Here is a 19,641-nt window from a genome sequence, read left to right as displayed (position 1 = left end):
AACCGAAGAGAACTGCGTGAATGTCATGACGGTGCCCGGTATCGGTCCAATGATCTCAACAGCGATGGTAGCAGCAATCGGTGAAGGTGAGGCGTTTGATCGCGGGCGCGATTTTGCGGCCTGGGTGGGCCTCGTACCCAGGCAATACAGCACCGGGGGCCGAACGGTTCTTGGACGAATATCCAAACGCGGCAGCAGGTATCTGAGAATGCTGTTTGTGCAGGCAGCAAAGATCATCATGATGCGGCCGCACCGTTGGCCAGACTTCAGTTTTGGCGAATGGTTGGCGCGTGTCTAACGTCAGCACCTACCGGACAGATTTAGGTGTTTGAGGGACGGAGGATTTCTGGTTCATCGAAGCCATAATGGAGCGAAGATGAACAAGAGATCCGGAACATCCAAGGATGCTGCTGACAAGCTTGTCAGGGGTATCAAGCGTAAGACCCGCAAGCACTACTCGGCGGAGGAGAAGATCCGCATCGTGCTTGCCGGGATGCGGGGCGAAGAAAGCATAGCGGCCCTGTGCCGTCGTGAAGGGATCGCCGAGAGCCTTTATTACAGCTGGTCGAAGGAATTTCTTGAGGCTGGGAAGAACCGGCTGGCGGGTGACACAGCCCGTCAGGCGACAGCTCCCGAGGTCAAGGAACTGCGCTCTGAGGCAGCCGCGCTGAAAGAAGTGGTCGCGGAGCTGACACTGGAGAACAGGCTGCTCAAAAAAAGCACGTTCGGGGATGGGGAGGACGACGCATGAGATACCCAGCCTCGGAGAAGCTCGAGATCATTCGGACAGTCGAAGCCTCGCATTTGCCGGTCAGGCGGACCCTGACCATGCTCGGCATTCCCAGCAGCACCTATTACCAGTGGTATGCGCGGTGGGCCGATGGCGGCGTTGACGCTTTGCGTGACACGTCCCCGCGGCCTCGGTCGGTGTGGAACCGCATCCCGGACGAGATCCGCGACGCCTTCGTCGAGTTCGCGCTGGATCATGAGGATCTGACGCCACGGGAATTGGCCGTCAAATACACTGATGAGAAACGGTATTTTGTATCTGAGTCCTCGGCATACCGCCTTCTCAAGGCCCAGGACCTGATCACGGCTCCGGCCCATGTGGTGATCCGTGCCGCCCCCTCTCGGCAGATTGCTTTGCAATCGCCTGCCGGGCAATGGATGAGTTCCGGGACAAGACAACTCGGCCCAACGAACTCTGGCAAACCGACTTCACCTATCTCAAGGTCATCGGTTGGGGGCTGGTTCTATCTCAGCACGATCCTCGACGATTACAGCCGCTACATCATCGCGTGGAAGCTCTGCACGACAATGAAGGCCGTGGATGTGACGGACACGCTGGATCTGGCGCTGGAGGCCTCGGGCTGTGCTCATGCGACAGTCGTTCACAAGCCCCGGCTGCTCAGCGACAACGGCTCGTCCTACGTTGCGGCCGACCTGGCCGACTACCTCGATACCAAAGGTATGGATCACGTCCGCGGAGCGCCGCACCACCCACAGACCCAGGGCAAGATCGAACGCTGGCACCAGACCATGAAGAACCGGGTTCTGCTGGAGAACTGCTATCTGCCGGGGGATCTTGAACGCCAGATCGGCGACTTCGTCGGATACTACAACACTCGGCGATACCACGAGAGCCTGGATAACCTGACGCCGGCTGACGTCTACCACGGTCGGGGTCGGACGATCCTGAAAATGAGAGAGGAGATCAAGAAACAGACAATCCGAAAGCGCCGGTTGCAGCACAAAGCCGCGGCCGCCTAAACTCAAACAGAAACCGAACCAGAGCCTCTGATACCAAAACAAACGACTTGTCCGAAAAACTCTGAAGACGGACAAACTGCGAGGGAGTTGCGGAAGCTTGACATAAAGCCAATTATGAGGCGGGCACTCTTGCACGCATCGATCTACAGGCGTGCCGATTTGTAGACTTTATTCCCCAAGATCTTGCCGATTGAAGCCGCCCAGCCGGGCGGCTTTTTTTTGCCTGACGCCTATATGGCAAGACTATTGCCGATTTAGTTTGGCAAAACTAGACCGCACCCCTTGGCAATAGAGTCCGCCGATTTTGAGATCGCCAAATTTTCCCCTTTGATTTCGTTGATCTTTTTCGATTTCAAATTTCACGCTTGGCATAACTATGGCTGCTCTGACATGTTCTGATCTCCTTTTCCCCAAATTTGGGAGATTAAGGAAAAAGTCTCGCGAGTGACGGCATATCTACAATGTCCTTGAGGAGATGGACTGAAAGCAGTCAAACTTTGGCGGCATGCCGAACAGCAGATCCGGGCCCTTAGCGACCAAAAGAACCTGTTGTGTCGCACACGCTGGTATCCGCATGGTCAACGGTGGTCCGTGGCGTTTGACGTCAGCATCCTGCATAGGCTGGCCTCGTTGGCGTCCCACGCCGACCGAAGCCTCGGATGTCGCATTTGAGGGCGTGGTGTCCGACGTCGGGCCGGCTTCACTCATCGCTCGATTTGTGTCCCCTGTCTTTCCCACCCGTGGTTACCGACCAAGTACCGGGTGCGCGCGGAGCGCCGAAATTCTCTGTCTTCGGCCACCATCCGTGTCACCGTGACCTCTGCAGCACCGCAATCGAGCACGGCGAAATCGTTCGGGTGCCCGCGCCGTCGTGTCGAAAGGCCGGTGCCGCAGTGCAGTTGCAGTGTCATGTCCGCGCCCTTGCGGCGCACGAAAGGTTCGACGAGCCACTGGTGAAGGTGGCCCGACATGATGACGTGGGGCCCGCATTGGGCCCAATGCTCCAACGCCTTGGACGCGCCGACCATCAGGTTCTTCTCGATGTCGGGCGTGTGGTGAAACGGATGATGGGCCGCGATCACTGTCAGGCCGCCCTTATGAGAGGAAATGGCGTCACCCACCCTGTGAACGTCGCGTTCGCTGACGCGGCCCCGCTGGTGTGCCCACCGATCGGTGGTGTTCAACCCCACCACCTTCACGTCTCCAAGATCGACGGTGGGATCGAGGTCTTTGCAAATCCAGCGCCGGTATCTGCGAAACGGGTCCACGGCCCGCAGCAGAAGGTTGTAGAGCGGGATATCGTGGTTGCCCGGAACCCCCACCCAGGGCCGACTGAGCGAATTCATGAAGTCGGCCGCCGGCCGGAACTGCGACGCACGGGCGCGCTGGACGAAATCGCCGGCCATCACGACGAGATCCGGGTCGGCGTTCTGTATCGCAGCCCGAAGCGGATGCAGAAGGTCAGGGTCCTCGCGACCGAAATGCAGGTCACTGATCTGGACAAGGCGGATCATTCTGCCGTGTCTTCCTGCGCCGGGGCGGCGGGCAAGCGCACATGAATGGCGTCTTTCAGGATGCTGAAATTGAACGGTCCCGTCATGCGCTGGCGCTCTCCGTCCAGGGCGACGTCCCTGGCGGATCTTCTGGTCTCGACAGTTGCATGCTCACCGGTGAACAACGTGAAATCCCGGCCTTTCTGCAAGTCGCGCAGAGCAACGAGAAAGGCCTTCCAGATCAGCATGAAGCGGCCAACATCGGGCGCGAGCAATATTGCGAATTTGCCGTTTCTGACCGCGTCAGCCCCTTCTATTCCGAATTCATCCAGCTGATATGCACTCATCGCGACAAACACCGTGGGAGCCTTTGCGCTTTGCAACGTGCCGTCAACCTCGATGCGCATCGTCAGGGGCCGGTAGACCGTGACCATCGCCACGAGAACGGACCAGTAAGCGGCCAGTCGCGACCGTCCCCAACGTCGATAAATGCTCTCTCGCTGTTTCAGGATGGTGGGGTACAGCCCGATGCTTGCGTTGTTGATGAAGACACGCCCGTTGACACAGCCAAGGCTGATCGGCGCGCGATGCCCGCTGCAGATTGCGTCAACCGCCTGTTCGGCGTCCTCGGGAACGCCCAGGCGGCGTGCGAAGTAGTTGAACGTGCCGAGCGGAAGAACACCAAGGTCAATGCCGCTGTCCGCAAGCGCCCCCGCGACGGCACAGATGGTTCCGTCGCCGCCTGCTGCCACGACGCATTCGATCCCGGGCGTCTCTATGGTCTTGGCGACTTTCGCAGCGATGTCATCGCCGCTTGTAACAGGCACGATCGTCACGGGCGTTCCATGAGCGTCGAACAGTGACTGGATCGTATCGGCCCCCGGATTGTTGTCGCCCTTTCCGGAGTCGGTGTTCAGGATCACTATGTGGGACATGTCAGCTTTCGCGAGCCTTGGGTTCTTGGTTCTTGCCATGCGTTTCGTCGCGGCTTCAGCAGGCTCAACGGCGAACGGACGGTATCTGTTCCCCTGGCAGAGCAGGAACGTCTGCGCGGCGGCTATCCGGATGAATTTCCTGGTCCGCGGGTGTCAGCAGTACGGAGACATGCGCAAGCGACGCGCCGGATCAGGCGGTGACCCGGGCCGCGACGGGTACGCGCGTAAGGAGTAGTCACGGAAAGCAATTGAGAAGCCACGGTCGTTATAGTGCTCGATAATCTGGTCTGAAAAAGGAGCGACCGGTGTTCGGCAGCAGGAATAAGCGCGGGAAATCGCAAGGTCACGCAGACCTCGCGACTGCGTTGGCGTCGGCCGTGGGTCCGACCCAAGCGACGATCCGGTTCACACGTGACGGAAATATCCTGCACGCGAACGAGAATTTTCTTGGCACGATGGGCTATGCACTGGACCAGGTGGTGGGACAGCACCATTCGATGTTCGTGACACCGGACTGACTTTGCCCGCAGCGAGGCCTATCGCAGCTTCTGGGCAGCGCAGGCAAAGCAGTGTGGATCAGTGGAACCTATGCGCCGATTTTCGATGCCGATGGCAATGTCGAGGCGGTGATCAAGGTCGCCACAGACATCACCGCGCCGCACCGGGATAGAGCGGATTGCAACGGCGCTGAGCGACCTCAGCGACGGCAATCTGGAACAGGAGGTCGCGCCCTGGGGCGTGGCCGATATCGATCGTTTGTGCGACGCTTTCACCGCTATGCCGCGGTTTCCGATTCAAAAACCGAAGGTCTATTTTCAAGCATAAGCGGCAATTAGGCTGTGGAGGCGCGCTTCGCGATGAGCAGTGCGCTTTCATATGTCATAGATGCAGTGGAAAGCGGCTCTGATTTGCCGTCACGAAAGCGTGGGTCAGTTTGCCTGCGAAGAAATGGCGTTCGGGTGCCCGGTGGAGCGGATCACGATGGACCAGGCCGGATCACGCCTGTGAAGGCAGCCCCGGCACGATCAGAATGCAATCTCGGGCAAGTCCGCATGTTGAAAAAACTTGGCCGGGGCTGCGCGGCCGGCGAGAGATCAGAAAAGCTGTATATCGCCCTGTGACGCACCGTCGTCACGTTTCGGACGCGCTGGTACCGGGACGGCTGGATCGCTCATGTTCGACATGAAGCTTTGCTGGACGCGGCCCGAGACAGGCCAGAACCGTATCTTGCGCCCCCGGGTGCCGCCCAGACAGCCACCGGTCACGGTGAAGCCTTCGTTCTCCATGTACCATTTGGCGAAGGTGGCATTCTTGGCGCCGATCTCGGCGCCTCCTTCGAACATCTTGGCACCGCCGAACAACTTGACCTCGAGGCGCCGGCGGTCGGCACCCTTTTTAAGAAGGCCGTTGACCAGGAGCTCCATGGCATTCACGCCATAGCGCATGTTGTCGCCACGATCGCTGGTCGCGCCCGGCAACAGGAAGTGGTTCATGCCGCCCACGCCAGCCACCGCGTCCCACATGCACGTGGCGATACACGAACCGAGAATCGTGGTCATGATCTCGTCGTGTCGGTCCGAGATCCGGGTCTCGCCCTGGAACAGCGGTATGAAGACAGCACCCTCGATCGAGCCCGGAGCCTGGCCGTTCGGACCGGCCGGGTTCGGCCGAGCTCTGTTGCGGTTGCCGATATGTGTCATGCTGCCTCCTGGTGCCGCGTAGTGGCGGGGGCGCGATCAGAAATCATGCCAGTCTTCCTGGCCGTTTACCGCGACCGAACTGGCGGCAGGCACGGTTGCGTTGGCGGCGATGCCCGTTTGGGCCGGCGCGGCGTCTCGCGTTTCCGCTCGGGCGATTTCGTCTTCCCAGCCGGTCGTGGCCTGTGCCGCGCGAAGCGGGGGCGCGGTATCGGCACCCGAGTCATGCAGCTCGTCGAGGTTGAACTGGCGCAGAATCTCGGACATGCGCCGTGCCTCGTGACTCAGGCTGCGGCTGGCAGCGGAGGACTCCTCGATCACGGCTGCGTTCTGCTGCGTCACCTTGTCTAGCTCGGTCACGCTATCCTTGATCTCGGCGAGGTTGGTCGCCTGTTCGCTGGAGCCGGTGGCGATGCGCGACACCAGGTCCGAAACATGGTTGACGCCGTCAATGATGTCGCTCAAGGCCGACCCGGCCTGATTGGCAAGCCCGCTGCCTTCGGTGACATGCTCGCTGGAGCGAGTGATCAGTTCCTTGATTTCGTTTGCGGAATCCGAGGCGCGCTGGGCCAGTGCCCGCACCTCGGAGGCGACGACGGCAAAGCCACGGCCAGAGTCGCCCGCACGTGCAGCCTCGACGCCCGCGTTTAGGGCAAGAAGGTTGGTCTGAAACGCGATGTCGTCGATCACACCGATGATCGCGGTGATCTGCTGAGAGGAATCCTCGATGTCGCGCATCGCCTTGACCGTGCGTTCGACGACCGCGCCGCCGGTCGCGGCGCGCTTCTTATTGTCGGCAATCCGTTCGTTGGCGTCGACCGCAAGGGTGGCGGTCATCTGCACACTGTTGTTCAGCTCTTCAATGGCGGCGGCGGATTCCTCGAGAGTCGCGGCCTGGGCCTCGGAGCGCTTCGACTGGTCCTCCGCGACTTCGGAGATCTCCTGAGAGCTGGTGCGGACGCTTTCGGCGGTGGAGACGATGGTGGACAGCATGCTGCGCAAGTTCGAGACGACGTCGTTATAATTGTCGCAGATTTCGATGTGATCCGTATCGAGCCCATCGAAATCGGCCGTCTTGATCATGCAATCGGTCTGACCGGAGGCGAGCAGCGACATACGTTCGCCCAGGTGGTGCAGCAGCTTTTGCCGCATCGCTGTCCGTTCCTGCCGCTCCCGGGCTTCGGTTTCGTCACGCAGTAGAGTGTCGCGGAACCCTTCGAGGCCTTGTGCCATGGTGCCGATCTCGTCCCCGCGGCGGGCGCCGGGGATCTCGGTGGTGTAATCGTGGTTGGCAACTGCCTTCATGGCATTGCTGAGCGCCTTGATCGGGCCGGTTACCAGGTGCGAGATCGCGAGGAAGATCGCCACAAGTCCAGCCACGGCCACAACGGCACTTAGGCCGAGGATTTGCAGGATCTTTGTGTTCTGGGCGGCGAGAAAAATGCCGTTGTCCCAGGCGAAGCCCGCGACGCCCAGAACGGTCACTCCGTCCTTGGCGAAGACCGGCACGGCGACGATGTCGATCTCACCGCTTAGAATCTGGGTGACGGTCTTGGTTTCCAAAGACTCTTTCAGCGCCTGCGGCAGAAGCGCAGGTGGGGCATTGCGCGCGTTATAGACGGCCAACTGTTCGCCCGAGCCGTGCAGGATCTCGACCGCGATGAGAGATTCGTCACTTTCTGTGGCCGTCGCGTAGATATCCGCCAGGCGGGCGCCATCCTTGAACTGCATCGGACCGCGCATCTGATTGGAGAGCATCGCGGCGAAATCCGCCTGGTCCGCGGCTTGTTCTTCGAGGCTCATGGAGTTCAGGTTTTTGCTGAGCAATGCAAAGCAGACCCCGAAGGTGAGGAGGAAGCCGATGGCAACGGCGACCGCGAGTTTCGATCGGATGCTGAGCGCCGACAGGGCGGCGGGGATCCGGCCGGGACCGGTATCGGTGGTTGGTGCGGTCGTTGTCATCACGGGCTCCCGTTTGGTGGAAGGGTCAGTTTGCGGTGGCGAGCATTTCGACGTTGACGCCGACGGTGATCACGCCGACGAAGCTGCCGTCGTCCATGATCGGAACGCTGACATGGCTTTGGTAGGATTGAGTGGATTCGTCGAATTCGATCTCGCCGATATGGATGCCGGAAGTGTCATGCGGCACCTGCCACTTCGCCTCATCTCCTTGCCAGTAATCGGAGGTGACCCCGCTCTGGCCGACATTGAGACCGCGGATATCGGTAATAAAAATTTCGGTGTAACGCCCGGCGCCCTGCATATGGATGTCTTTGAGATGAGCCGAAAGCGCGTTCGACAATACGGTGTCGATCAGGTCGCCACCCGAGACGACCTGCTGGCGCCAGGTCGCGTCAAGCGCGATGATCTCATGCTCGGTCAGGGTGGATGTCGAGACGTTCTGGGCCCGCACGGCGCCAAGGACGACGGGATCGGCGACCCAATCGGCGATCGTGCCTTTCGCGAGGTCGGTCAGGGCGCCGTCGTATTCGCCGGCAGCATGGGCGCCGGTGACGGCAAGCATCGCCGCGGCAAGAGTGGTGAGTGTGTGTTTCATGAATATCTCCGGTGGTTGGAAATGGTCAGGTTCGACCGGCATGATTGTGCATAAGATTTAAGATCCTCTGAACCCCGGCGGATCACAGTGCTTTTGAAGTGGCATCAATCTTGAATGCGGTGGCGGAGAGCGCGGCGAGGTGTCGGTCGGTCTGGTGATGGGCCTCTTCCAGACGGTGAATGATACCGACAAGGCCGCTGTCAACTTCGCTCATCCGGCCGCTTTCGACCCGGCAGAGCAGCTTGACCAGATCGAGGCCGTTGATGCGGCGGCGCAGCTGGCGGCAGACATCCGGAATGAGTTTGCCCAGTGCCGCTACCTCGGCGACGGCAGCGCGGCTGATTTCAGATAGCTTTTCGGCTTGGGCATGAAGGATTTCGCGGCCGTCCTGATTTCGGCTCACCGCATCGTGTTTCGCTGCCGACTGGCGCGCTGTCAGGTCCATCAGGTCGGCGATCTGCGCGGCGCTGTGGGCGTGAACAAGGGCGCCGCGCATACGTACCAGCAAGCCGGTATCGTCGCAGCGCAGGCGCTCGATCATCTGGTACATGTCAGCGGACATTGTCTCGTAATTCTTGGAGATCGTACCGATCGCCACGCCCGCCCCCTCCAGCCGGCCGGAGAGAATGCGCAGGTTGATAGGTTCGCCGCGAACCTGTTGGAATATGTTGATGATTTGTTGAACGAGCTTGTCGGATTCGTTCAACATTTCGGCCAGTTGGGCAATTCTTAGCAGTTCGGAATCCGCCGACCGGTCGATGTCCTCTCGCAGGGAGTACTCGGCGGTGAGGGCGGCGTCGGAGAAAGCGCTGAAACTGGAGTGACCCTGTTCGGCAAGCCGGTCCAGAAACCACTCGGCGCTCTTGTCGGGCGGCAGGCCGCGGGCCTCCTCGGCGAGCATGGCGGTGTAAATCTCGCGGGTCAACGCGAAGAAGTCCGAGCGCGGCTTGATCCGGACCGAAAGAAAGCCGTCGCGCGTCGGCGTAATGGTGGCGAAGACCCAGTAGAAGCGGCCGTCGCCGGTAGAATTCTTGACGTAGGTGCAGACCGGATGCCCGGCGTGAAGCCGCTCCCACATGAGGTGAAAGATACCGCGGGGCATTTCGGGATGGCGCACGACCTTGTGCGGTGCGCCAGTGAGATAGTCCCTGGACATGTGGGCGACATTGCAGAATTCCTGGTTGGCGTAAGCGATAACGCCGCGGGTGTCGGTCGCCGAGGCAAGAAGCTGTTCCGAGGGATAGTCGACCTCTGTCTCCGGAGGCGGCGTGAGATCGGTTGCGGTCGCCGTTTGTTGCATCGCGAGAAGTCCTTTCAGGGGCGTGCGCGTCGAGCGCCGCCATGGTTTCAGAAGAGGATCGGCTGGCCGTCGCCGAGCCCGAGATGGGGTTTCACCGGGTCATCCAGCAAGCGATGCCGGAAGTAGTCGAGGCGGACCTGCTCGAGCAGGAGAGAGACGTCGACGCGCGCTTCGCCTTCGACCAGGCCCGCGACGGTTTTCAGGACCCGCGAAATATCACGCAGGTGCTGCCAGAGCGCGTCGACCCGCTGCAGGTCACGCAGATGTGCCGTGCCGTCTGCGGGCAGGTGCGCGACCATTTCAGGGATCAGCGCATCGAGGCGTTGCGCGATCGCCGCGAGGTCGTCGGTCTCTTCGGCGAGAATGTCGAGAATGCGGGAGGTGGGGCGCGGCGTCACGGAAAGCTCCTGGTTGTTGACGGGTGCGGCGGGTCAGAGCCGGCCTACGACCTTCTCGATGCACGCCTTGAGTTGCGCGGTCTCGAACGGCTTCTTGAGGTAATTGTTCATGCCGAGCCGGGTGCCGCGCTCGATGATTTCCTTGTCGGCCCGGCCGGTGACCAAGATGAAGCCAGTCCGGGCGATGGCGCGGTGCGAGCGGATCGCCTCTAGCAGTTGCAGACCGTCCATGCGCGGCATGTTGAAATCGGAGATCACAAGGTGCACGGGCTTGGAGGCAAGGCTGCTCCAGGCGGTGTGGCCGTCGGCCTCGGTGCGATAATTCTTGATGCCGAGTTCGTCGAGCGCCTGGGTCAGCAGGCCACGGCTGGTGGACATGTCATCGACGACGAGAATATGCAGTTTGTCTCTCAGGCTCATCCGAGGCCTCCGTTGTTGTCTGGACGATGGGCGTCAGCCGGGGTCAGGTTTGTCAGTTCGGTATGCGGTGGCGCGGGTGTGACCGCAGTGTCGTGTCGGGTGATGGAAGCCGCCTTTGGCGGAGCGTCGGGCGGCAGGCAGAAAGCGCCACGCTCCTGCTGCGTAAAGCGTATGGCGATCGCCTCGGGCAGCAGTTCTGAGTGGCCAACATAGAGCGCACCGCCGGGGGTAATCCGGTCGGCGAGACGCCGCCACAGGCGGGCTTGCGTGTCCTCGTCGAAGTAGATCGTGACATTGCGGCACATGATGACGTCGAAAGCGCCATTGAACGGCCAGTCGCCGTTGAGGTTCAGACATCTGAAGGTCACAAGATCGCGCGGTGCGTCCGCCACGCGCACCATGTTGCCAGCACCTTTGCCGCGCTCAAGATGGCAGTCGGCGAAGCCGTGTGGCAGATCGGACAGGCTGGCGGCGGGGTAGACGCCGGCGCGGGCGGTTCCGAGCGCAGTCTTGTCGATATCGGTGGCCAGTATGCGTATGTCGAGCCGCGCGGCCTCGGGGCAGGCATCGAGCACGCGGAAAGCAAGGTCATAGGCTTCTTCTCCGGTGGAGCACGCGGCAGACCACAGTCGCACGCGCCGTCCAGACCGTGCTGCGGCGGCAAGGCCGGGCAGGATATGGTCGGTGAGGTGTGTGAAGTGATGATCCTCTCGGTTGAAACGGGTCATGTTGGTGGTCAGCGCAGAAATGAACGCGTCTTGCTCGGCGGCGTTGCCGGGTCGTTGCAGCCAGTCGCAATAGGCGTCGACAGAGCTGATCCCCAGCGCCTTGAGCCGCTTGGCCAGACGACCTGAAACCATGGCCCGCTTGTTGCTACTGATATGGATGCCGGTCATGCGCTTGATCAGGTCGGCGACGGTGGCGAACTCATGCGAGCTGATCAGGGGCGGTGCCGCCGAATGCGGTTGGTCGTTCATGCGCTCAGCGGGGCCTCTTGTGGCAGGACTTCGCGAACGTCGATCGCGCGCACGAGCTTGTCATCAAGGGAGTGGACACCGCGGATGAACGCCTGGGTTCGGGAAGAGGAGACATCGGGTGTGGCCTGCATCTCGGCCTCGTCGACAGTGATGATGTCGGAGACCGCGTCAACAAGGAAGCCGACGATCTTGTCGTCGATCTGGGCGATGATGATGACGTGACGTTTGCCCGGTTCGGTCTTGCCGAAGCCTAGTCGCAGCGAGAGGTCGACCACCGGCAGGACCGTACCGCGCAGGTTCATCATGCCGACGACGAAGGCCGGTGCGTGGGGCAGCGTGGTGGTGCTTGTCCAGCCGCGGATCTCGAGCACATGGGAGATCTCGATGCTGAAATCTTGGTCCTCGACAGTGAAGCACACGATCTCGACCCGGTTGGCGGCCCTGGTTTCGGTTTCGGTGTCATGCATGATGGGCGTCTCCTGTGGCATCTGGCCAGGCGCGGTCGACCCATCCGCCCTGGCCCGGGGGGGCGATCATCTGGTCGGTGTCGACGATAAGCGCAATTTTCCCGTCACCGAGGATCGTTGCCGCCGCGATTCCGGGGATTTTCTGGTAGTTCTGTTCAAGCCCCTTGATCACGACCTCCCGCTGTTCGGCGATTCCGTCGACGGCGAGAGCGTAACGGTGACCGGACTCGCCCTCGATCAGCAGAAGGGATTGGCTTCCGAGGCACATGGGGGTGGAGCGAAAGCCGAGCGCGGCGCCGAGATCCTTGATCGGGACCATCTCGCCGTTCAGAGCCAGCACGTTGTCGCCGTCGCAAAGCGTGTGCACCTTGGCCTGGCCGGGTTGCAGCATCTCTCGCAGGGGCAAGGTTGGCACGATCAGGGATTGGTCGGCGACCTTGACGACCATGCCTTCGAGAACGGCGAGGGTCAGCGGCAGGGACACGGTCACCGAGGTGCCGCGACCGGGGAGCGATTGCAGGCTGACGCGGCCGCCCAGGGATTGGATCTCGTTTCGCACCACATCCATGCCGACGCCGCGGCCCGACAGGTTGGAAATCTCTCCCGCAGTCGAGAAACCGGGGCGAAAGAGCAGGTTGTCGATATCGCCGTCGCTGAGGTCGTCCTCGGGGCGAATGAGGCCCTTGTCGATGGCGATCTGGCGTACTTTCTCGCGGTTGATGCCGGCACCGTCATCCTTGATGACGATGACAACGCGGCCCGAGCGGTGGCTGGCCTCGAGCGTGACGGTGCCGCGCTCGTCCTTGCCGACGTCGCGCCGCGCCTCGGGCGTTTCAAGCCCATGGTCGATGGCATTGCGGATCATATGGGTCAGGGGTTCGACCAGGCGTTCGGTGACCGTCTTGTCGACCTCGGTGGCGTCACCGACCGTGACGAGCCGCGCCGATTTTCCGGCCTCGCGCGCGGTTTCGCGGACGATGCGCGACATGCGCTGAAACAGACTTCGCACGGGCTGCGCGCGGATCGCCATGACGCTTTCCTGGATCGCCCCCGAAAGCGTCTTGAGCTGGCTCATGGCCTCGTCCACGCCGCTGTTGGCGGAGCTGGGCATTTCGTCCATCGACTGGCGCAACATCGCCTCGGCAATGACAAGCTCGCCCACGAGGTTGATCAGCCGGTCGACCCTGTCCAGGTCGACGCGGATCGTGCTGGTGCGGGAACTGGCGGGGCGGGACGCGGCCGGGGGGGCGCTGGTGGCGGGCGCCGCTGCATCGGATTGGTCGGGCGCCGGAGCGTCGCCGGTGGGTTGCGCGACTGCAGATGCCGTGCCCGTGTCTTGGGCCATGGCGTCGGGGGGCAGCTGGATATCGGACGGCGCGGGCAGGGGCGGCAGGTCGCCGGGGCCGGTCGCGGCTGCGGTAATCTCGAGTTCGCACAGTCCTTCGACGAATTCGAAGACTTCGCGAATGGCGGCCTCGTCGACGGAATCGTCGGCGGTGAAAGTCAGCGTCCAGCTGAGCGCGGGCTTGGACCAGGGGCCGTCGCGAAGGGGCGTGAGCGCGGAGAGATCGGCCTCGATTTCTAGCGTGCCGAGCGTTTCGAGGCTGCGGAACAGGATTGCGGGATCGTGACCGTTGGCAAAGAGCTGTTGCGAGGCCTTGAACCGGATCGTTACCGGCGCGTCCGCCTCGGGGGCCGCCATGTCGTCGAGCGAGGGCAGGTCGCCATCGATCGCGAGGAACGTCGGTTGAAAATCGGCTTCGTCGACCTCTTCAACGGTCTCTTGCTCGTCGCCGGATGTGCCGTTGGCGGCATTGCTGACATGTTTGAGGTCGCTGAGGATTGACGCGCCCTGTTCGGGCGGCAGTTCGGTGCCTTGGCTGGCGGCCTCGACGAGATCGGCGAGGTGATCGCTGGCGGTCAGCAGGAGGTTGACGACATTGTCGCCCACCACCAGCCTTTGGCTGCGTATGTCGTCGAGCACGTTCTCGAACGCGTGGGCGAAGGAGACGAGTTGATCCAGGCCGAAGGCCCCGGCGCCGCCCTTCATCGAGTGGACGGCGCGGAACATGCTGTTGACGGTTTCCTCGTCGCCTGCGCCCGCCTCGAGGTCGTTCAGGCCGGAGGAGAGCTGTTCGAGCAGGTCGTCGCATTCCTGAAAGAACATCTGGTTGAGGTCGTTCATGTCTTTATCCCTTCCTCAGACGACGAGACGCTGGATGATCTGAACGAGTTTCTCCTCGTCGAACGGCTTGACGATCCAGCCGGTGGCGCCGGCGTCGCGCGCCCGTTGCTTGAGCGCGTCGCCGCTTTCGGTGGTCAGCACCAGGATCGGCACGGTCGAGACCCGATCGCCCTTGCGCACCCCGTCGATGAAGCCGAACCCGTCGAGCCGCGGCATGTTGATGTCGGTAATGATCAGGTCGGGATCGGCAGTTTCGAGACGTTCGAGCCCGTCAACACCATCCTCGGCGAGTTCGACCTCGAACCCGGCGCCGGCCAGGGCCTGTTGCAACATGCTGCGCATCGTGCGCGAATCGTCGACTGCCAGAATGCGGGTCATGCGATGTCCTCTTGAACCAGGGCGTTTCTGGGGATGCCGAGAAGAGCCAGCCCCTTGAGAAAATCGGGCGACGGGTCGATCAGGTCGAACGCGGTGCCGTCGGCCTGCCATTCCTGCCGGGCGCGCAGCAGAATCTCGGCCGCAAGGGCGCCGAGAAAGCCGACATTGCCGGCGTGAAGACAAAGACGCGCGCCGCGGCGGTCATCGAGGCTGGCCGCCAGGGTTTCACAGGCGGCGAAATCCATGCGCTCGGGAAGGTCAAGCGGCGCGTCATCGGCTGGAGTGTCTGGTTCTGTCATGCGGGGCCCTTCACACTGCATATGCGTTACTGGCCGGATGCTAGGAGGGCCGGCTTAAAATGGCGTTAAGCGGCAACCGATTGTTTTCCGGAGAAAACCCGGGCCGGCCGTTCTGCATAAGGGAGAACGGCGCGAGTCGGGCCGTACCGCATCGGGGCGCGCAGTGCGCGCGTGCCGCGGGGGCTTGGCCTTGGGCGCCGGGCGTGGTTTAACCCCGCGCCATCGGGCAGCGGATAGCGGCAGGGGAAAGCGGCGCGGATGTCGAGCATTCTGATCATCGAACAGGTTCTGAACGGGCTTCAGTTCGGGGTGATGCTGTTCCTGATGGCCGCGGGCCTGACGCTGATCTTCGGGGTGATGGGGCTGATCAACCTCGCGCACGGGTCGCTTTACATGGTGGGCGCCTTTGCCGCCGCGGCGGTGGCGGCGGCGACGGGGAGCTTCCTGCTGGCGCTGGGCGCGGCGCTGGCCGTGGCGGCGGCGGTCGGCGCGGTCGTGGAAGTGGCCGTGATCCGGCGATTATACGCGACCGATCATTTGGACCAAGTGCTGGCCACTTTCGCGCTGATCCTGATCTTCTCTGAGGGCACGCGGTACCTCTTTGGCTCTTTCCCGCTGTACCTGGACATTCCCGACGCGCTGTCGGGGCCGGTGACGCTGCCGGGACGCATCCAGTATCCGCTGTACCGGCTGGCGCTGATCGGCGTGGGGCTGGCCGTGGCGTTGGGTCTGTGGCTGTTGATCGAACGCACGCGGATCGGCATCCGTATCCGGGCAGGGGAGAACGATAGGGAGATGATCGCGGCGCTGGGCGTGGACATCTCGAAGCTGTACACGCTTGTCTTTGCGCTGGGCGCGGCGCTGGCGGGGCTTGCGGGCGCGCTGGTGGGTGCGATCCAGTCGGTGCAGGTGGGCATGGGTGAGCCGGTCCTGATCCTGGCGTTCGTGGTGATCGTGATCGGGGGGATCGGGTCGATCAGGGGGGCCTTCGTGGGCGCGATCCTGGTGGGGCTGACGGATACGCTTGGAGGGATATTCCTGCCCGAGTTCTTCAAGCTGTTCATGGAGCCGGCGGCGGGCACGCAGGTCGGGGCATCGCTGGCGTCGATGGCGATCTACATCCTGATGAGCGCGGTGCTGGTGTGGAGGCCCACGGGCCTGTTCGGAGCGCGGGCATGATTGGGGGCATGAGCCGGGAATTCTGGGTCAATTTCGCGGTTCTGGCCGGGCTGGTTGCGGTGCCGCTTTGGGCGCTCGTGGCGGACGAGCCCTTCACCATCACGCTGGCGACCCGTGTGGCGATTTTGGCGCTGGCCGCGGTGGGGCTGAACATCGCGCTGGGGCTGGGCGGGCTGGTCAGCCTGGGGCATGCGGTGTTCTTTGGCATCGGCGGATATGCGATGGGCATACTGGCGCATCATGCGCAGACCTACACCGCGGTGACCGAATGGCCGATGCTGATCGAAGGCACCAAGAGCATGCCGGTGATATGGCTGGTGGCCGTCGTGGCCTCGGCACTGGCGGCGCTGGTGATCGGGGTTTTGAGCCTGCGCACGAGCGGGGTCTATTTCATCATGATTACGCTGGCCTTTGGCCAGATGTTTTTCTACTTCGCGATCTCGTGGAGCGCCTATGGTGGCGAAGACGGCCTGTCGATCTATGTGCGCAACGGCTTTCCGGGGCTGAACACGCTGGTGCCGATCCAGTTCTTCGGGGTTTGTTTCGCGATCCTCTGCGCGGTGCTGTGGCTGAACGCGCGGCTGATGCGGTCGCCTTTCGGTTTGGCGTTGAACGCGGCACGGCAGGTGCCGGTGCGGGTGGAGACGGTGGGGCTGAACCCGATGCGTCTGAAGCTGGTGGCCTTCGTGATTTCGGGCGCGATCACGGGGCTGGCTGGGGCGCTCTTTGCCGATCTCAACCGGTTTGTCAGCCCGACGATGTTCAGCTGGCAGTTCTCGGGCGAGATCATCATCCTTGTCATCCTGGGCGGAGTCGGGCGGCTGTTCGGTCCGGTGGTGGGGGCGGCGGTGTTCGTCGTGCTGGAGCATTGGCTGGGCGGGCTGACGGAGTTCTGGTTGATCTGGCTGGGGGTAATCCTGCTCTTGATCGTGCTGTTTGCGCGGGGTGGCATCGTGGGGCTCTTGGCGGGCAGGGCGGTCGCGCATGACTGAGCTGGTGCTGGAGACGCGGGGGATCACGAAGCGGTTCGGCGCTTTGACGGCGAGCGAGGACGTGTCGCTCGACCTGAAGGCGGGAGAGATTCACGCCATCATCGGGCCCAATGGCGCGGGCAAGTCGACGTTGATCCAGCAGGTTTGCGGGCTTTTGCGCCCGGATGCCGGACAGGTGTGGCTGGGCGGGACGGACGTGACCCGAACGGGGGCTGCGGCGCGGGCGCGGGCCGGGCTGGGCCGCACGTTTCAGGTGTCGCAATTGGCGATGGAAGACACGGTGCTGCAGAACGTGGTGCTGGGCGCGCTGGGGGCCGTGGGGCGGCCCTGGCGGTTCTTCGGGGCGGCGTTGCGCCAGGCCGATTTGCGCGACAGGGCAGAGGCGGCGCTGGCGCAGGTGGGGCTGGAGGACGTGGCGACGACGCGGTGTGCGGACCTGTCGCACGGGCAGCGGCGGCAGTTGGAAGTGGCGGTGGCGCTGAGCCTTGGCCCGCGCGCCTTCGTGATGGACGAGCCGATGGCGGGGCTGGGCGCGGAAGGCTCGAAACGGATGACGGGATTCCTGAGCGAATTGCGCGGCACGGCGCCGATCCTGTTGGTGGAGCATGACATGGACGCGGTCTTTGCCCTGGCGGACCGGATCAGTGTGCTGGTCTACGGGCGGATCATCGCGACGGGGACAGTGGCCGAGATCCGGGCGGACCGGGCGGTGCGCGACGCCTATCTGGGGGAAGAGGCATGAGCCTGTTGCAGGTCGAAGGGCTGGAGGCAAGCTATGGCGCTAGCCAGGCGCTGTTCGGCGTGGACCTGAAGGTGGGCGCGGGCGAGGCCGTGGCGCTGATGGGGCGCAACGGGATGGGCAAGACCACCACGGTGCGGGCGATCTGCCGGATGATCCCCAGCCGGGGTGTATTGCGCTTCGACGGCCAGGATTTGCACAATCTGCCGAGCCACCGGGCCGCGCGGCTGGGGATTGGCCTTGTGCCCGAGGGGCGGCGGTGTTTCCGGGACCTGACGGTTGCGGAGAACCTGTTGGCAGCGGCCCGGCCCGGCCCATGGGACCGGGCGCGGGTGGCGGACTTGTTTCCGCGGCTGGAAGAGCGTGCGGGGCAGGTGGCGGCGTCACTGTCGGGGGGCGAGCAGCAGATGCTGGCGATTGGCCGGGCGCTGATGACCAACCCAAGGCTGATGATCCTCGACGAGGCCACCGAGGGGCTTGCACCGCTCGTTCGGGCGGAAATCTGGGCGGCTTTGGGACAGGTGCGCGGCGCGTCGGGTATGGCGCTGCTGGTGATCGACAAGTCGGTAAAGGAACTGGCGCAGGTGGCGGACCGCGCTGTGCTGCTGGAGCGGGGTAAAACGGTGTGGGCGGGTAACATGGACGCGCTGACGCCGGATATCACGGTGCGGTTCGTGGGCGTTTGAACGGCGCGGGGCTGCGGGGGGGCGTCGTCAGGTTGGCCCGTGGTCGGTCGGGACAATCAAGGTCATGGCGCTGGCGGTCGTCGGTTCGCTGGGCCCTATGTGACAACGTCTTGCCGCACATGAAGGTGCCCGGAGTTTCGAAGAGCGCGCCGTACCATCTGCTGGTCCGTCAGGCAGAAAAGAGTGCTCATCACACCCTCCCATAACTGGAGAGCATGATTCAGGCCGCCAATGCCGTCACAAGTCGATCAATGGAACCTGAGCCTATCGCGCGCTGTGATCGGGATCGCCTTGCATCAGCCATGCGCGCATCTCTGCAGCCGCTGGCTTGCTCTGATCGATCGACAGGTAATACCCCTCGTGAGCCGGGATCGACGCGGGGTGGGCGCGCTCGACCAGTCCGGTTTGCAACGCGTGGCCCGCCAGCCACTCGTTGACCAATGCGACGCCGTTGCCAAGCGACGCGAGATGCAGTGCCATCCCGTAGGTATCGGTTTGCAGGGCTGGCTGCGGCGTCTTCCCGATCGCCTTGGACCAGCTTTGCCAGCCGCTGGAGGTGCCGACCGCTTCGATAAGGGGCAGGTCCTGCAAGCCCCCCGCAAGTTTCGGGGATTTCACGGCAATCAGACGGTTCGGCAAAATGGCGTCGGCATCGGGCCCGACTTGGCGTGCTGATCCGAAGCGTATCTCGATATCGGCGCGGAACAAATGATAATCGTCCGGCCAGATCGCACTCAGCAGCCGGATATTGGTGGTCGGATGGCGGAGACGAAACTCCGGCAGCCACGGTGCGATGATCCATTGTGCCACGCTGACCGAGGCCGCAATCGTAAGTATTCCCCCCGGCGGTTCCGTGTCCATACCAACCATTGCGGTCGCCAAGGCTTGAAGTGGCGCTTCGACATTGGGCAGCAGACGCCGGCCGACATCCGTCAGGGCAAGTCCGCGCGCGCGTCGCGTGAAAAGTGGGACACCCAGCCGTGTCTCCAGGGACTTCACCTGCTGGCTTATGGCGGATTGGGTCAGGCCCAGTTCCTCGGCCGCGGCCGTAAAGCTCAGGTGACGCGCCGCGGCCTCGAAAGAGCGCAGCCAGCCGAGAGGAGGAAGGGATTTTGCCATGGTCAAGCTAGATATAAGTGTTGCTAATACCTAAGCACATGAAACGATCA

General features: G+C 62.8%; 19 protein-coding genes and 2 pseudogenes. 7 read left to right on the top strand and 14 right to left on the bottom strand.

All coding sequences use genetic code 11. The features are described from left to right. Together C2I35_RS17975 and C2I35_RS17970 are read left to right on the top strand one after the other, a co-directional pair. A pseudogene (locus C2I35_RS17975) lies at nt 1-295 on the top strand (transposase); the annotation flags it as partial. 81 nt (nt 296-376) lie between these two features. Then, nucleotides 377-1,770, top strand: a pseudogene (locus tag C2I35_RS17970) (IS3 family transposase). A 704-nt stretch (nt 1,771-2,474) separates the two neighbouring features. On the opposite strand, the gene C2I35_RS17965 reads toward C2I35_RS17970, so the two are convergent. After that, on the bottom strand, nt 2,475-3,284 hold the full coding sequence (locus C2I35_RS17965; RefSeq protein ID WP_103764428.1) for a metallophosphoesterase family protein: 810 nt from the start codon (nt 3,282-3,284) through the stop codon (nt 2,475-2,477). Next, nucleotides 3,281-4,198 (bottom strand): diacylglycerol/lipid kinase family protein, encoded by a 918-nt coding sequence (locus C2I35_RS17960; protein ID WP_170067252.1) that lies wholly within the window; start codon nt 4,196-4,198, stop codon nt 3,281-3,283. Before C2I35_RS17960 ends, C2I35_RS17965 begins: the two co-directional genes overlap by 4 nt. 377 nt (nt 4,199-4,575) lie before the next feature. Here C2I35_RS17960 and C2I35_RS22210 point away from each other — a divergent pair, with 377 nt between their 5' ends. Then, on the top strand, nt 4,576-4,716 hold the full coding sequence (locus C2I35_RS22210) for a PAS domain S-box protein (RefSeq protein WP_170067251.1): 141 nt from the start codon (nt 4,576-4,578) through the stop codon (nt 4,714-4,716). A 576-nt stretch (nt 4,717-5,292) separates the two neighbouring features. Here C2I35_RS22210 and C2I35_RS17950 read toward each other — a convergent pair. Genes C2I35_RS17950 through C2I35_RS17900 form a run of 11 tightly spaced genes read right to left on the bottom strand, consistent with a single transcriptional unit; the run spans nt 5,293 to nt 14,876 of the window. Continuing rightward, nucleotides 5,293-5,898: a chemotaxis protein CheD gene (locus C2I35_RS17950; protein WP_103764425.1), complete on the bottom strand. Its 606-nt coding sequence runs from the start codon at nt 5,896-5,898 to the stop codon at nt 5,293-5,295. A gap of 36 nt (nt 5,899-5,934) precedes the next feature. Continuing rightward, a complete protein-coding gene (locus C2I35_RS17945; protein ID WP_103764424.1) occupies nt 5,935-7,857 on the bottom strand; it encodes a methyl-accepting chemotaxis protein in 1,923 nt (640 codons plus the stop codon). Between the two features lie 25 nt (nt 7,858-7,882). Then, nucleotides 7,883-8,494, bottom strand: coding sequence for a PDC sensor domain-containing protein (locus tag C2I35_RS17940; protein WP_146050067.1), 612 nt, complete (start codon nt 8,492-8,494; stop codon nt 7,883-7,885). A gap of 40 nt (nt 8,495-8,534) precedes the next feature. Continuing rightward, nucleotides 8,535-9,752 (bottom strand): PAS domain-containing protein, encoded by a 1,218-nt coding sequence (locus tag C2I35_RS17935; protein WP_103764422.1) that lies wholly within the window; start codon nt 9,750-9,752, stop codon nt 8,535-8,537. Nucleotides 9,753-9,799: 47 nt separating this feature from the next. Beyond that, complete coding sequence (locus tag C2I35_RS17930) at nt 9,800-10,150, bottom strand: DUF8776 family protein (protein WP_103764421.1); 351 nt, start codon at nt 10,148-10,150, stop codon at nt 9,800-9,802. Nucleotides 10,151-10,183: 33 nt separating this feature from the next. Beyond that, nucleotides 10,184-10,570: a response regulator gene (locus C2I35_RS17925; RefSeq protein ID WP_103764420.1), complete on the bottom strand. Its 387-nt coding sequence runs from the start codon at nt 10,568-10,570 to the stop codon at nt 10,184-10,186. Beyond that, nucleotides 10,567-11,547, bottom strand: coding sequence for a CheR family methyltransferase (locus C2I35_RS17920; protein WP_103764419.1), 981 nt, complete (start codon nt 11,545-11,547; stop codon nt 10,567-10,569). The genes C2I35_RS17925 and C2I35_RS17920 overlap by 4 nt, the downstream gene beginning before the upstream one ends. Beyond that, the gene (locus C2I35_RS17915) at nt 11,544-12,014 is read right to left on the bottom strand and encodes a chemotaxis protein CheW (RefSeq protein WP_103764418.1); all 471 of its coding nucleotides are present in this window, start codon (nt 12,012-12,014) and stop codon (nt 11,544-11,546) included. The genes C2I35_RS17920 and C2I35_RS17915 overlap by 4 nt, the downstream gene beginning before the upstream one ends. Continuing rightward, entirely contained in the window at nt 12,007-14,199 is a 2,193-nt protein-coding gene (locus C2I35_RS17910) for a chemotaxis protein CheA (protein ID WP_103764417.1), read from the bottom strand. The genes C2I35_RS17915 and C2I35_RS17910 overlap by 8 nt, the downstream gene beginning before the upstream one ends. Before the next feature lie 15 nt (nt 14,200-14,214). Next, nucleotides 14,215-14,577 (bottom strand): response regulator, encoded by a 363-nt coding sequence (locus tag C2I35_RS17905; protein WP_103764416.1) that lies wholly within the window; start codon nt 14,575-14,577, stop codon nt 14,215-14,217. Beyond that, nucleotides 14,574-14,876 (bottom strand): STAS domain-containing protein, encoded by a 303-nt coding sequence (locus C2I35_RS17900; protein ID WP_170067250.1) that lies wholly within the window; start codon nt 14,874-14,876, stop codon nt 14,574-14,576. The genes C2I35_RS17905 and C2I35_RS17900 overlap by 4 nt, the downstream gene beginning before the upstream one ends. A 258-nt stretch (nt 14,877-15,134) precedes the next feature. Between C2I35_RS17900 and C2I35_RS17895 the strand changes: the two genes are divergently transcribed. The 4 genes from C2I35_RS17895 to C2I35_RS17880 are packed head-to-tail and all read left to right on the top strand — an operon-like array spanning nt 15,135 to nt 18,472. Further along, nucleotides 15,135-16,055: a branched-chain amino acid ABC transporter permease gene (locus C2I35_RS17895; protein ID WP_103764414.1), complete on the top strand. Its 921-nt coding sequence runs from the start codon at nt 15,135-15,137 to the stop codon at nt 16,053-16,055. Between the two features lie 8 nt (nt 16,056-16,063). Further along, on the top strand, nt 16,064-17,047 hold the full coding sequence (locus C2I35_RS17890) for a branched-chain amino acid ABC transporter permease (RefSeq protein WP_103764445.1): 984 nt from the start codon (nt 16,064-16,066) through the stop codon (nt 17,045-17,047). After that, entirely contained in the window at nt 17,040-17,789 is a 750-nt protein-coding gene (locus C2I35_RS17885) for an ABC transporter ATP-binding protein (protein WP_103764413.1), read from the top strand. The genes C2I35_RS17890 and C2I35_RS17885 overlap by 8 nt, the downstream gene beginning before the upstream one ends. Then, nucleotides 17,786-18,472: an ABC transporter ATP-binding protein gene (locus tag C2I35_RS17880; RefSeq protein ID WP_103764412.1), complete on the top strand. Its 687-nt coding sequence runs from the start codon at nt 17,786-17,788 to the stop codon at nt 18,470-18,472. Before C2I35_RS17885 ends, C2I35_RS17880 begins: the two co-directional genes overlap by 4 nt. Before the next feature lie 264 nt (nt 18,473-18,736). On the opposite strand, the gene C2I35_RS17875 is transcribed toward C2I35_RS17880, so the two are convergent. Beyond that, nucleotides 18,737-19,591: a LysR family transcriptional regulator gene (locus C2I35_RS17875; protein WP_103764411.1), complete on the bottom strand. Its 855-nt coding sequence runs from the start codon at nt 19,589-19,591 to the stop codon at nt 18,737-18,739. Nucleotides 19,592-19,641: the final 50 nt, after the last annotated feature.

The sequence above is a fragment of the Roseovarius confluentis genome (assembly GCF_002917925.1).
GTDB classification, from domain to species: domain Bacteria; phylum Pseudomonadota; class Alphaproteobacteria; order Rhodobacterales; family Rhodobacteraceae; genus Roseovarius; species Roseovarius confluentis.
The sequence above is the reverse complement of the archived record's forward strand: the minus strand, read 5'-3'. Positions and strand labels throughout refer to the sequence as shown.

What these genes read in the sequence shown, in the direction of transcription:
- C2I35_RS17965 (WP_103764428.1), bottom strand. Translation starts at nt 3,284, where the DNA reads ATGATCCGCCTTGTCCAGATCAGTGACCTGCATTTCGGTCGCGAGGAC.
- C2I35_RS17960 (WP_170067252.1), bottom strand. Translation starts at nt 4,198, where the DNA reads ATGTCCCACATAGTGATCCTGAACACCGACTCCGGAAAGGGCGACAAC.
- C2I35_RS17950 (WP_103764425.1), bottom strand. Translation starts at nt 5,898, where the DNA reads ATGACACATATCGGCAACCGCAACAGAGCTCGGCCGAACCCGGCCGGT.
- C2I35_RS17945 (WP_103764424.1), bottom strand. Translation starts at nt 7,857, where the DNA reads ATGACAACGACCGCACCAACCACCGATACCGGTCCCGGCCGGATCCCC.
- C2I35_RS17940 (WP_146050067.1), bottom strand. Translation starts at nt 8,494, where the DNA reads ATGCCGGTCGAACCTGACCATTTCCAACCACCGGAGATATTCATGAAA.
- C2I35_RS17935 (WP_103764422.1), bottom strand. Translation starts at nt 9,752, where the DNA reads ATGCAACAAACGGCGACCGCAACCGATCTCACGCCGCCTCCGGAGACA.
- C2I35_RS17925 (WP_103764420.1), bottom strand. Translation starts at nt 10,570, where the DNA reads ATGAGCCTGAGAGACAAACTGCATATTCTCGTCGTCGATGACATGTCC.
- C2I35_RS17920 (WP_103764419.1), bottom strand. Translation starts at nt 11,547, where the DNA reads ATGAACGACCAACCGCATTCGGCGGCACCGCCCCTGATCAGCTCGCAT.
- C2I35_RS17915 (WP_103764418.1), bottom strand. Translation starts at nt 12,014, where the DNA reads ATGCATGACACCGAAACCGAAACCAGGGCCGCCAACCGGGTCGAGATC.
- C2I35_RS17910 (WP_103764417.1), bottom strand. Translation starts at nt 14,199, where the DNA reads ATGAACGACCTCAACCAGATGTTCTTTCAGGAATGCGACGACCTGCTC.
- C2I35_RS17905 (WP_103764416.1), bottom strand. Translation starts at nt 14,577, where the DNA reads ATGACCCGCATTCTGGCAGTCGACGATTCGCGCACGATGCGCAGCATG.
- C2I35_RS17900 (WP_170067250.1), bottom strand. Translation starts at nt 14,876, where the DNA reads ATGACAGAACCAGACACTCCAGCCGATGACGCGCCGCTTGACCTTCCC.
- C2I35_RS17895 (WP_103764414.1), top strand. Translation starts at nt 15,135, where the DNA reads ATGTCGAGCATTCTGATCATCGAACAGGTTCTGAACGGGCTTCAGTTC.
- C2I35_RS17890 (WP_103764445.1), top strand. Translation starts at nt 16,064, where the DNA reads ATGAGCCGGGAATTCTGGGTCAATTTCGCGGTTCTGGCCGGGCTGGTT.
- C2I35_RS17885 (WP_103764413.1), top strand. Translation starts at nt 17,040, where the DNA reads ATGACTGAGCTGGTGCTGGAGACGCGGGGGATCACGAAGCGGTTCGGC.
- C2I35_RS17880 (WP_103764412.1), top strand. Translation starts at nt 17,786, where the DNA reads ATGAGCCTGTTGCAGGTCGAAGGGCTGGAGGCAAGCTATGGCGCTAGC.
- C2I35_RS17875 (WP_103764411.1), bottom strand. Translation starts at nt 19,591, where the DNA reads ATGGCAAAATCCCTTCCTCCTCTCGGCTGGCTGCGCTCTTTCGAGGCC.